10 protein-coding genes and 1 riboswitch are annotated in these 11,512 nt (G+C 66.4%); of the genes, 5 read left to right on the top strand and 5 right to left on the bottom strand.

Annotated elements, in window-relative coordinates:
- The first annotated feature begins 59 nt into the window (after positions 1-59).
- From ACT6SE_RS01970 to ACT6SE_RS01960, 3 genes are all read left to right on the top strand, one after another.
- Entirely contained in the window at positions 60-2,480 is a 2,421-nt protein-coding gene (locus ACT6SE_RS01970; RefSeq protein ID WP_046428792.1) for an autotransporter family protein, read from the top strand.
- Positions 2,481-2,936: 456 nt separating this feature from the next.
- Positions 2,937-3,347, top strand: coding sequence for a hypothetical protein (locus tag ACT6SE_RS01965; protein WP_046428790.1), 411 nt, complete (start codon positions 2,937-2,939; stop codon positions 3,345-3,347).
- Positions 3,348-3,475: 128 nt separating this feature from the next.
- Entirely contained in the window at positions 3,476-3,847 is a 372-nt protein-coding gene (locus ACT6SE_RS01960; RefSeq protein ID WP_014645924.1) for a DUF805 domain-containing protein, read from the top strand.
- A 1,203-nt stretch (positions 3,848-5,050) separates the two neighbouring features.
- Here ACT6SE_RS01960 and thiL read toward each other — a convergent pair.
- The 5 genes from thiL to ACT6SE_RS01935 form a co-directional block, all read right to left on the bottom strand.
- On the bottom strand, positions 5,051-6,013 hold the full coding sequence (thiL, locus tag ACT6SE_RS01955; protein ID WP_046428783.1) for a thiamine-phosphate kinase: 963 nt from the start codon (positions 6,011-6,013) through the stop codon (positions 5,051-5,053).
- 125 nt (positions 6,014-6,138) lie between these two features.
- Positions 6,139-6,618, bottom strand: coding sequence for a transcription antitermination factor NusB (nusB, locus tag ACT6SE_RS01950; protein ID WP_005408062.1), 480 nt, complete (start codon positions 6,616-6,618; stop codon positions 6,139-6,141).
- The gene (gene ribH, locus ACT6SE_RS01945; RefSeq protein WP_005415267.1) at positions 6,615-7,082 is read right to left on the bottom strand and encodes a 6,7-dimethyl-8-ribityllumazine synthase; all 468 of its coding nucleotides are present in this window, start codon (positions 7,080-7,082) and stop codon (positions 6,615-6,617) included. The genes nusB and ribH overlap by 4 nt, the downstream gene beginning before the upstream one ends.
- 160 nt (positions 7,083-7,242) lie before the next feature.
- Positions 7,243-8,343 carry a 3,4-dihydroxy-2-butanone-4-phosphate synthase gene (ribB, locus tag ACT6SE_RS01940; RefSeq protein ID WP_014645922.1) on the bottom strand — a complete coding sequence of 367 codons (1,101 nt, stop codon included), beginning with the start codon at positions 8,341-8,343 and terminating at the stop codon, positions 7,243-7,245.
- Positions 8,340-8,966, bottom strand: a complete 627-nt coding sequence (locus ACT6SE_RS01935; RefSeq protein WP_014645921.1) for a riboflavin synthase — start codon at positions 8,964-8,966, stop codon at positions 8,340-8,342. Before ACT6SE_RS01935 ends, ribB begins: the two co-directional genes overlap by 4 nt.
- A 77-nt stretch (positions 8,967-9,043) precedes the next feature.
- Positions 9,044-9,189: riboswitch (FMN riboswitch) on the bottom strand.
- 624 nt (positions 9,190-9,813) lie between these two features.
- Between ACT6SE_RS01935 and ACT6SE_RS01930 the strand changes: the two genes are divergently transcribed.
- Together ACT6SE_RS01930 and ACT6SE_RS01925 are read left to right on the top strand one after the other, a co-directional pair.
- Complete coding sequence (locus ACT6SE_RS01930; protein WP_014645920.1) at positions 9,814-10,434, top strand: hypothetical protein; 621 nt, start codon at positions 9,814-9,816, stop codon at positions 10,432-10,434.
- A gap of 152 nt (positions 10,435-10,586) precedes the next feature.
- The gene (locus ACT6SE_RS01925; RefSeq protein WP_014645919.1) at positions 10,587-11,471 is read left to right on the top strand and encodes a hypothetical protein; all 885 of its coding nucleotides are present in this window, start codon (positions 10,587-10,589) and stop codon (positions 11,469-11,471) included.
- Positions 11,472-11,512: the final 41 nt, after the last annotated feature.

Below are 11,512 nucleotides of genomic sequence, written 5' to 3'. Positions count from 1 at the left end.
TCTGAATGCGGTTGCGTCGTGTCGCGTCTCTCCCCCTTCTCCGACACAAGGATTCCCCCATGAAGCGCACCGCCACCGCATCCCATCCTCTGACGCCGCGCCCGCTGTTCCGCAGCCTGGTGCTGGCGCTGGCGTCCCTTCCCGCCGGCATCGCACTTGCCGGCGATCTCGACGGCCAGACTGCGGAGGTCGGTGCTGGCGATCCGGTCGAAGCGTGGACGTTGAAGAACGGCTCGCTGCTGACCGTGAATGACGGCGCAACCCGCAATCTGACCGCTGAGGACTCGACCGTGGTGCTGTCCAACACTAGTGTGGATGCGACGACGGCGGGCCCCGCTGTGCGCCTCTCCGGCGCCTCGGCCCTGGCGGCTCGATCGACGCAATTCAACGGTAGCATCCATCTTGTCGACAACAGCACCGCCTTGATCGAAGACAGCCAGATCTCCGTGGCGGCGGGAGCGGGCGTGCATCCCGGCATTGCCAGCGTGGGCATCGACCTCGCTCCTGCCGGGGCTTCCTTCCCACAGAACGCGTTCGCAACGGTGCGCAACAGCACCATCCGTGCCCAGGATGCGCCCGGTACGAGTGACATCAACAGCGGCTTGGGCGTACGTCTGATGGGGGGCACGATCCATCTGGAAGGCTCCCGCATCGACGCCGACAACATGGCCGCACTGCTGGCGCCCTCAGCGGCCGGCCAGCCCCCGATCGAACTTCGTGTTGACCACTCCGTGCTCCAGTCCCGTCGCGGCGCTGCAATCCGCGTCGCACCGCGCGCGCGGGATGCCGAGTACCAGATCACCGTCGCGAACGGGTCAAAACTTGTCGCAGGCGACGGGAATCTGCTGCTGATGAGTTCGTGGACCGGCAACCCTGTCGCCGCCGACAGTCGTGTCAGCTTTACAGTGGACGACGCGCGGCTGATCGGTGATGTCAGGCTCGATACGGCAACGGTTACCAACGGCACGATCAACGTAACCCTGCGTAACAAGGCACAGATCGACGGCCGCTTCCTCAGCGTCACCTCGGCCAGCATCGACGGCGACAGCACCTGGCTGATGTCCGGCGACAGCACTGTCGGTCATCTCGCGCTGGGTAGCACCGGTACGGTGGCGCTGGGCAATGGCAGTACGTTCAACACGCTCACCGTGGATACCTTCGACGGGGCCGGTGGCACCCTGCTGTTCAACACCCAGCTGGGCGACGACAGTTCGGCCACCGACAAGCTGATCATCAAGGGCGACGCCAACGGCCAGGCCAACGTGCGCGTGCTCAATGCCGGCGGCGCAGGCGCCAAGACCGACAAGGGCATCGAGCTGATCCGTGTGGGCGGTGCGTCCAATGCGCAGTTCGACCTGCAGGGCCGCGCGGTGGGTGGGCAGTACGAGTACTTCCTGTTCAAGGACGCGACCAACGGCGGCTGGTACCTGCGCTCGGAACTTGCCGGGGCGCCGGATCCGTGTGTGATCGACCCGACGCTGCCGGAGTGTAAGCCGGTCGATCCGGTGGACCCGGTGGACCCGGTGGATCCGGTCGATCCGGTCGATCCGATCGACCCCACGCCGGTGTTGCGCCCGGAAGCCGGCGCGTACCTGGCCAACCAATTCGCGATGGACCAGCTGCTGCGCCATGGCTGGCGCGACCGCCAGGGCGGCAACACCTCCGCCATTGATGGCGTGCGTGGCTGGGCCCGCGTGGACGCTACACAGAGCAAGCTGTCGGCGGTGGAAGACCAGCTGGACCTGCGCGTGGACCGCTCGCGCCTGCAGCTGGGTGCGGACATCGGCGTGTTCGACAACGGCCAGGGCCGCGTTGGCCTGATGGGCACGCTGGCCAGGTCCGATGCCACCTCGCGTTCGCAGCTGACCGGCTACAGCGCACGCGGCAAGGTCAACGGCGGCGCGCTGGGCGTGTACGGCAACTGGAGCAACGATGCACTGTATGTGGATGCCAGTGTGCAGCGCGGCCAGTTCCGCAACCGCGTGCAGGGCGAAGGCCTGGCCGAGGAACGCTACGACTCGGACATCTGGCAGAGCTCGCTGGAAGCCGGCTACCGCTTCGGCATCGGCCAGATCGGCAGCACCGCGCTGAGCCTGCAGCCGGAACTGCAGCTGGTCTACACCGACGCCAACACCGATCGCCACGAGGAAGCCAACGGCACGGTGGTGCGCAGCCTGGGCGACAGCGGTCTGTCCGGCCGCGTGGGCCTGCGCCTGCAGGGCGAAGGCCGCAGTGCCGCCGGCGCGTCGGTCAGCCCGTATGTGGTGGCCAACTGGTACCGCGATGGCGCCAGCAACGGCATGGCGTTCGATGATGAAGCGCTGAAGGCCAGCGTGCCGCGCAACCGCTACGAGTTGAATGCCGGTGCGCGCGTGGACTTCCGTTCCGGGCTGAGTGCGTGGGGTGGCTTCGGCGTGATGCGGGGTGACCATGGGTACCGCGAAGCGACGGCCAATCTGAGCATGTCGTACAAGTGGTGAGGTAGAAGCGCGTTCTACTTTCTGTAGAGCCGAGCCATGCTCGGCTGCTTCTCGATGAGATTGTGATGAGCCGAGCGTCGGCTCGGCTCTACACGAATGTCGCGATTGCCACGCTGTGGCGTGCGCCGCACGATTGCAACGCTTTCGAACTTTCCAACAATTCTCATTGGCGGCACTGGCGCTTCATGCAAATCATGTAGCGCCACCGACAACGGGTGGCACGGGCTTCCAATCCCGTTCGGTTAATGTCGTTTACGCTTGCCTGCCGGCGTCGCCCTTTCCTTGTTGGGTGGCGTCGGCAGGCATTCTGTCCGCGCACCTATGGCGGGCGGTGCGTGGGGGCCTCGTGCCCGCCGGCGTTTGACGACGTTAGCCACCGGTATTGGAACCACGCACCGTCCGCCACCCTCGCTGTTAAGCAGGGTGGCCCCTTGCCGCTTGCACAAGGACGCCGCCATGACCGCTTCCCCTTACCCGCACCTGTTCGCCACCCTGGGCGAGGCCGCCACGCGCCTGCCCGATGACCTGGCCCGCACGCTGGAAGACACCTTCGTTGCGCTGCAGACCGGTAACAGCCCTGGCGCCATCACCCTGCAGGCCTGCCTGCAGTACATCCGCCAGGGCGATGCCGCCGATGGCCAGCCGTGGCCCGGCAGCAACCGCACACCCGGACAGCGTTTGGCCTTGGCGCGCATCGACCGCGCCAATGCGGGGCTGAGTTTCCTGCTGGAACTGCTGCACGCCACCGAACGTGTCCGCGTGGACGGGGATATCGACCAGCAGATGGGCGATGGCGCGCGCGAAGGGCTGCTGCTGGCCTGCCGTGGGCTGGCCGAGTATGTGGATGTGCAGTTGCGGGCGGTGTAAGCATCCAACGACGAGAAGTGCGGGGAAGCGCTCAGTTCAGTTGCACGCTGCACGCAATTGCAACGATTCCGATGGCTCATCATCACAGGAGCACCAATAGTGCGCACTTCTTTTCAGGGAGTGCCCGGATGCACAAGATGATGATTCCGCTTGTCCGCTATGCACAGTTCAATGGGCGCGCCAGCCGCGGTGAGTTCTGGTGGTTCCAGTTGTTCGTCGTGATCGTGTTGATACCGTCGAATGTGCTGGGCTTCATTGCTGGCTACACCGGTTCAAGCACGCTGGCACTGATATCGACGGGCGTGGGCGCGTTGGTGTGGCTGGCGATCATCGTGCCGATGATTGCAGTGACCGTGCGCCGCCTGCATGACACCGACCGTTCCGGCTGGTGGTACCTGCTGATGCTGGTGCCGATTGTGGGCTTGGTGGTGCTGGTGTTCCTGCTGCTACCCGGCACGCCGGGCAACAACCGCTTCGATACAGCGGTTCCGCACGTGTAACCCGCCCCCGTTGGTGGGTGTCGACCTTGGTCGACACGGTGTTGGCACGCGCGGCTGACACATCCGTGCCAACCAAGGTTGGCACCTACCAGAGCAACACCGAGGTATTCCCGCCTGGGTAGGTGTCGACCTTGGTCGACACGCTGTTGGCACGGGCGGCTGACACATTCGTGCCAACCAAGGTTGGCACCTGCCAGAGCAACATCGAGGTGTTCCCGCCTGGGTAGGTGTCGACCTTGGTCGACACGCTGTTGGCACGGGCGGCTGACACATTCGTGCCAACCAAGGTTGGCACCTACCAGAGCAACACCGAGGTATTCCCGCCTGGGTAGGTGTCGACCTTGGTCGACACGGTGTTGGCACGGGCGGCTGACACATCCGTGCCAACCAAGGTTGGCACCTACCAGAGCAACATCGAGGTGTTCCCGCCTGGGTAGGTGTCGACCTTGGTCGACACGCTGTTGGCACGGGCGGCTGACACATTCGTGCCAACCAAGGTTGGCACCTACCAGAGCAACACCGAGGTATTCCCGCCTGGGTAGGTGTCGACCTTGGTCGACACGGTGTTGGCACGGGCGGCTGACACATCCGTGCCAACCAAGGTTGGCACCTACCAGAGCAACACCGAGGTATTCCCGCCTGGGTAGGTGTCGACCTTGGTCGACACGCTGGTTGGCACGGGCGTCTGACGCATTCGTGCCAACCAAGGTTGGCACCTACCAGAGCAACACCGAGGTATTCCCGCCTGGGTAGGTGTCGACCTTGGTCGACACGCTGGTTGGCACGGCGCGTCTGACGCATTCGTGCCAACCAAGGTTGGCACCTACCAGAGCAACACCGAGGTATTCCCGCCTGGGTAGGTGTCGACCTTGGTCGACACGCTGTTGGCACGGGCGGCTGACACATTCGTACCAACCAAGGTTGGCACCTGCCAGAGCGCACCGATGCGCCTCCGCTTTGGTAGGTGTCGACCTTGGTCGACACGGTGTGGCACGGGCGGCTGACACATTCGTGCCAACCAGGGTTGGCACCTGCCAGAGCAACACCAAGGTGTTCCCGCCTGGGTAGGTGTCGACCTTGGTCGACACGCTGTTGGCACGCGCGGCTGACACATCCGTGCCAACCAAGGTTGGCACCTACCAGAGCAACATCGATCTGACCCCACCCCGAAGCTTGGCACCCAGCAGGGCGGTACCGCTGCGGCTACGCGAAGTGCTGGTAACCGCCGTCGGCGGCTTCGCCATCCACATTCACGCCCTGCCCTTCGGCAATCCGACCGATGCGGGTGAGCGGCACGTCCAGCGATTCGGCGAGGTAGTGCAGTGCGTCGCGCTGGTCGGCGGCGGCGGTGAAGCACAGTTCGTAGTCGTCGCCCCCGCGCAGTGCGCAGTCGCGCGCAGTGTCGCGGCCGAGCAGCTCACGCAGCGCGTGCGAGATCGGCAGCGAATCGGCATCCACATGCGCGGCCACGTTGCTACGCGTGGCGATATGACCGAGGTCGGCCAGCAGGCCGTCGGACACATCCACCGCCGCGTGCGCGAAGGCCCGCAGGCGCAGGCCCAGGGTCACGCGCGGCGTCGGCCGCAGCAGGCGCAGGCGCAGGCTTTCGTAGTCGGCCAGCAGCGTGGCGGTGGCGATGCTCAACGCACCTTGTTGCCACAGGCGCAGCGCGCCGGCGGCATCGCCCAGCGTGCCACTGATCCAGATGTCATCGCCTGCCTGTGCGCGGTCGCGCCGCAGGGCCTGGCCACGCCCGACCTGGCCCATCGCGGTCACCGACAGCGACAGCGGACCGCGCGTGGTGTCGCCACCGATCAGCGCGATGTCGTGCTGGTCGGCCAGGGCGAAGAAGCCATCGGCAAAGGCCTCGATCCAGTCTTCAGACGCTTCCGGCAGTGACAGTGCCAGCGTGCACCACGCCGGGCGCGCGCCCATCGCGGCCAGGTCCGACAGGTTGACCGCCAGGGTCTTCCAGCCGATGTCGAAGGCAGGCGTCTCAACCGGGAAGTGCACGCCGCTGTTGAGCGTATCGGCGGTGACCACCAGTTGCTCGTTGGCACGCGGCTGCAGCAGCGCGGCGTCGTCACCGATGCCGAGCAGGATGTCGTCGCGCTCGAGGGTGCGGGCGCGGATGCGGTCGATGAGGGCGAATTCGGCCAGGGACATGGGGCGTTCTGCTTTTTTGTAGAGCCGAGCCATGCTCGGCTGCAGTTCGATCACGCGCCGCATTGCCGAACGCAACCGTGCGCTGCACGGTGAGCCGAGCATGGCTCGGCTCTACAGAAATCGGGTCAGTGACCCGATTCGACCTTGCGCCATTCCACGGCGGCACGATCCAGCACGCCGTTGACGTAGGTGTGGCCGTGTTCGGAACCGAAGCGCTTGGCCGATTCGATCGCTTCGTTGATCACCACGCGGTATGGCACGTCCAGGCGGTAGCGCAGCTCGTAGGCGGCCAGGCGCAGCACCGCGCGTTCGATCGCGTCCACTTCCTCGATGCCACGGTCCAGGTACGGGCCGAGCGCTTCGTCGATGTCACGACGGTTGTCGAGCACGCCGTGCAGCAGCGCCTCGAAGTACGCCAGGTCAGCGATTTCACGGGCCTGCTCGTGGGCGAACTGGGCGATCAGCGACTGTGCGTTACCGCCCGAGATCTGCCAGGCGTAGATGGCCTGCACGGCACGACGGCGGGCGCGCGAGCGCAGCACCGGATCGACGCCATCGCGGCGGACGGGTTTACCGGAGGGCTTGCCCTGGGTGTTCTTGTTCATGGCAGTTGCTCCAGCAGATTGACCATTTCCAGTGCGGCGAGTGCGACTTCCTCGCCCTTGTTGCCGTGGCTGCCGCCTGCGCGGGCCTCGGCGTCTTCAACGCGTTCCACCGCCAGCACGCCGTTCAGCACCGGCACGCCGAAATCCAGCTGCACGCGCATCAGGCCTTCGGCGCAGCGGTCGGCCACGTGTTCGTAGTGGCGGGTGTCGCCACGGATCACGCAGCCCAGGGTGAGGATGGCGGCGTGTTCATGGGCGGCGGCCAGGCGCGCGGCCACCAGCGGCAGTTCCCAGGCACCCGGCACGCGGATCACGTCGATGTTGGCTTCGGTGATGCCGTTGCCGGCCAGGCTCAGGCGCGCGCCTGCGACCAGCGCGTCGGTGATGCGGGCGTTCCAGCGGCTGGCCAGGATGGCGAAGCGCGCCGACTCGGGAGTGCGAAGATCGCCTTCGTAGTGGCTCATATGCGGCTTGGGGACTCGATAAGGGGGTAATTCTAGCGTGGATGGGCCCCGGCCGTGGCTGGCGGGGGCCCGCAGGGTGTGCCGACCAACGGTCGGCACCCACCGGTGGCATGGGGCCGGCACCCACCGGTAGTGCCGGCCGCTGGCCGGCAATCCCCCATTACAGGGTGACCGTCTCCACCACTTCCAGGCCGTAACCGGCCAGGCCAACCTGGCGGCGCGGGGTGCCCAGCACCCGCAGCTTGCCCAGGCCCAGGTCGGACAGGATCTGTGCACCGGCACCGTTGCGGCGCCACTGGCCCACATCCTTGTCCTTGCCCGGCACCACCGGCGCCGGCTGCTGGCGCAGGCGGGCCAGCAGGGCTTCGCCATCGCGCGGGGCCGACAGCACCACCATCACGCCAGCGCCCTCGGCATCGATCGCGCGCAGGGCATCGGTGGCCGCCACGCCGAAGTCGTCGCGGCGCCAGTGCAGCAGGTCGGCCAGCGGGTTTTCCACCTGCACGCGCACCAGGGTCGGGGTGTCCGCATCCGGCGTGCCACGAACCAGCGCGAAGTGCAGGTCGTGGGCGATGCGGTCACGGTAGGTCACCAGCTTGAACGGACCGAATTCGGTGTCGATCTCGCGCTCGTCCACGCGCTCGACGGTCTTTTCGGTGGCCAGGCGGTAGGCGATCAGATCGGCGATGGAGCCCATCTTCAGGCCGTGCTCGCGGGCGAACACTTCAAGCTCCGGGCGGCGCGCCATGCTGCCATCCGGGTTCAGGATTTCCACCAGCACGCCGGCCGGTTCCAGCCCGGCGAGCATGGCCAGGTCGACGCCGGCTTCGGTGTGGCCGGCGCGGGTCAGCACGCCGCCCGGCTGGGCGATCAGCGGGAAGATGTGGCCCGGCTGGTGCAGGTCCGACGGCTTGGCATTGGGCTTTACCGCGGTGCGGATGGTATGCGCGCGGTCATGCGCCGAAATGCCGGTGGTGACGCCCTCGGCGGCCTCGATGCTGACCGTGAAGTTGGTCTGGAACTGGGCGGTATTGGCCTGCACCATCGGCGCCAGGCCGAGGTCGGCGGCGCGGCTGCGGGTCAGCGGCAGGCACACCAGGCCGCGGCCGTGGGTGACCATGAAGTTGATGTCCGACGGCTTGACCAGCTCGGCGGCCATGATCAGGTCGCCTTCGTTCTCGCGGTCTTCGTCATCGACGATGACCACCATGCGGCCCAGGCGGATGTCTTCCAGGATTTCCGGAATCGGGGCGAAGTTCATGCTGCGTCTCCCTGTGGGTGCTGACCGTTGCTCGGCACACCCATCAATCGCTCGACGTAACGGGCCACCAGATCGATTTCCAGATTGACCGCGCTGCCCACGCCGGTGGCGGAGAAGGCGGTGTTCGCCACGGTGTGCGGGATCAGGGCGACTTCAAAACCGTCGTCGTCCACTTCGTTGACGGTGAGGCTGACGCCGTCAACGCAGATCGAGCCCTTCTTGGCGATATAGCGGCGCAGCGAGGCCGGCGCGGCGAAACGCCAGCGCTGGGCCCGCGCGTCGTCATGGATGGACAGCACCTGGCCGAGGCCGTCGACGTGGCCGCTGACCAGATGGCCGCCCAGGCGGTCGGTCGGGCGCATGGCGCGCTCCAGGTTGATGACCGCCCCTTCGCCCAACTGGCCCAGCGTGGTCAGGCCCAGGGTCTCGGTGGAGGCATCGGCCTGGAAGCTGCTGGCGTCGAACGCGATGACGGTGAGGCAGACGCCGTTGATGGCGATGCTCTCGCCCATCTGCACGTGGTCGAACGGCAGATTCCCGACGTGGAAGGTGAAGCGGACATCGCCGCCGATGGATTCGCGTGCGGCCAGACGGCCGACGCCTTCGATGATTCCAGTAAACAAGTAACGTTCTCCGCGAAAAGTGAGCGAAAAACGCCGCAAGGCAAACAGGCGGGCGCAGGGCCGCGAAGGCCCTGTGGCACCGTCTTCTTTCATCCGGACTATGACCGTCGGCTCCGGCATTGGACCGGATCTGCTGACCCCCGGCCGTGGGCCGGGGCGCTCGCGGGCTCGTGCTTGCGCACCTACCGCCGGTGGGGAATTGCACCCCGCCCTGAAGACGTTTGTGTACCGGCGAACCGGCGCGGCTAGTGTACCAGCCCGTGCTGAACGGGGTGGGATGCCCGGGGTCGGATCCCTTTCCGCAGGCAAGGGCTCTGGCCCCGGCCCTCTCGAAATCGCTACGGGTCAGAGCCGTTTTCCGACGGAAAACGGATCTGACCCCGATCCAGGCCCGCTCGCACTCTGATGACCGGGGTCGGATCCCTTTCCGCAGGAAAGGGCTCTGACCCCGGGTCCCTCGAAATCGCGGAGGGGTCAGAGCCGTTTTCCGACGGAAAACGGATCCGACCCCGATGCAGGCCCGCTCGCATTCTGATGACCGGGGTCGGATCCCTTTCCGCAGGAAAGGGCTCTGACCCCGGGTCCCTCGAAATCGCGAGGGGTCAGAGCCGTTTTCCGACGGAAAACGGATCCGACCCCGATGCAGGCCGGCTCGCACTCTGATGGCCGGGGTCGGATCCCTTTCCGCAGAAAAGGGCTCTGACCCCGGCCAAGCCAGACCAGCTTGTGACGGCCGTCTCTCGCATTTTGTAAAACTTTCATTAAAATCCGCAGCGGACGACATGAGGTCGCCACGGGCAGCCGCGAGGGCAGGCCCGCCAATGGACTGAAATTCACAGGAATTCCCATGCGCAAGATCCTGATCGTGGCCGCCCTGCTGGCCGCTGCTCCGTTCTCGGCTTCGGCCGACGCCCTGAGCTACACCTACGTGGAAGGCGGCTGGACCCAGGTCCAGGTTGACGACAACGTGCTGGACGACCCGAAGGTCGACGGTGGCTACCTGCGCGGCTCGGTCGCGCTGGCCGAGCAGGTCTACGTGTTCGGTGGCTGGTCGCGCACCAGCAAGACCCGCCACTACGGCGAAGACTCGCTGAAGCTGGAACTGAACCAGCCGGAGCTGGGTATCGGCTACCACATGCCGTGGACCGACCGCCTGGACTTCACCGCCGATGCCGCCTGGGTGCGCCAGAACGCCGAATCGACCCTGCGCTACGACGGCGTGCGTTACCACGGCAAGGACCACACCAACCTGGGCCGCGTCACCATGGGTATCCGCGGCAAGCCGTCGCGCATGACCGAAGCCTGGGCCAAGGCCGGTTACATGGATGGCGGCAACAACTACAAGGGCACCTGGGTCGGCACCGTCGGCGGCCAGGTCAACTTCACCAAGACCTGGGGTGTAGTGGGCGAGATCGCCGGCTACCGCGACGTCACCCAGTACTCGGTCGGCGTCCGCGCCAGCTTCTGATTTACCGATCGCTCCTCGTCGTGCGATCGAACGGGCCCCGCAAGGGGCCCGTTTTTTTTGGGCCCGCGCGCGCCGGCAGGCGGCCACAGGCACCAACGGGCCTGCGCAAAGATGCGCTACGCTTGCGCGCCTCTGGAACAGGAAACACCGTCATGAAGACTCCCTTGCGTACCCTGCTGGCCAGCGCCCTGCTGGCGGCCCCGCTGCTGGCCGGCGCCGCCCCGGCCACACTGACGCCCGAACAGGCTTTCGACCTGTACGCACGCGTGCTGCTGGAAGATGACGCCGTGGCGACCCGCGCGCTCAACGATGCACTGAAGCCGGCGTTCGAAGGCCAGGACGCGGTGACCCCGAACCCGGGTGCGCTGGCCAAGGCGCTGGCCGATCCGTGGCAGGTCGTGCTTGCCAGCACCGGCGCAAAGGCCGACGCGGCCGCCAGCGAAGCGCTGTATGCCAAGGCCCTGCGTGATTCGAAGTGCCGCGCCAGCAAGAGCGTGATTGAAGACAACGAGTACGTGGAAGACCAGAAGCTGGCGCGCATCACTTTCAGCTGCCAGGTGCCCGACCTCGGCAAGGTGCGCCCGCTGTTCGCCGCCAGCCTTGCGGCCGACGCCAGCCCGGCCGCGCGCAGGCAGTTCACCGACGCCTACACCCAGGCGCTGCAGAGCGGTGCGCGCGTGCCGGTCAGCGGCACCTTCACCCTGTACCCGGCCAAGGACAACGGCTACTGGTACAGCGGCAACTTCGACGATCTGGTGGGTACCGTGACCGGCGCGCTGGCACCGTTCGAGGACTGGATGCAGGACGCGCAGGCGGCCAGCGCACCGAAGGTGACCGGCGTACCCGGCTGTGACCTGCTGCTGCAGCAGCACCGCGCCTGCGTGGCGAAGATCGCGCCGGACCAGATCAGTGGCGTGGATGCCATGACCGAGGAACTGAAGGCCAAGGCGAAGGTGAAGTCAGCCGAAGACATGACGCAGGAATGCAAGGCACTGCGCCCGATCGCCGAGATGATGTGGACCGACGAATGCGCGTAAGTGCGATGTAACGCCGAGCCTACGCGCTGCCCAGCGTTGCC

The sequence above is a fragment of the Stenotrophomonas sp. LC732 genome, assembly GCF_052446685.1.
GTDB classification, from domain to species: domain Bacteria; phylum Pseudomonadota; class Gammaproteobacteria; order Xanthomonadales; family Xanthomonadaceae; genus Stenotrophomonas; species Stenotrophomonas muris.
This window is presented reverse-complemented; position numbering and strand designations above follow the sequence as displayed.

Coding starts and splice junctions, on each gene's coding strand:
- ACT6SE_RS01970 (WP_046428792.1), top strand. CDS start 60: ATGAAGCGCACCGCCACCGCATCCCATCCTCTGACGCCGCGCCCGCTG.
- ACT6SE_RS01965 (WP_046428790.1), top strand. CDS start 2,937: ATGACCGCTTCCCCTTACCCGCACCTGTTCGCCACCCTGGGCGAGGCC.
- ACT6SE_RS01960 (WP_014645924.1), top strand. CDS start 3,476: ATGCACAAGATGATGATTCCGCTTGTCCGCTATGCACAGTTCAATGGG.
- thiL (WP_046428783.1), bottom strand. CDS start 6,013: ATGTCCCTGGCCGAATTCGCCCTCATCGACCGCATCCGCGCCCGCACC.
- nusB (WP_005408062.1), bottom strand. CDS start 6,618: ATGAACAAGAACACCCAGGGCAAGCCCTCCGGTAAACCCGTCCGCCGC.
- ribH (WP_005415267.1), bottom strand. CDS start 7,082: ATGAGCCACTACGAAGGCGATCTTCGCACTCCCGAGTCGGCGCGCTTC.
- ribB (WP_014645922.1), bottom strand. CDS start 8,343: ATGAACTTCGCCCCGATTCCGGAAATCCTGGAAGACATCCGCCTGGGC.
- ACT6SE_RS01930 (WP_014645920.1), top strand. CDS start 9,814: ATGCGCAAGATCCTGATCGTGGCCGCCCTGCTGGCCGCTGCTCCGTTC.
- ACT6SE_RS01925 (WP_014645919.1), top strand. CDS start 10,587: ATGAAGACTCCCTTGCGTACCCTGCTGGCCAGCGCCCTGCTGGCGGCC.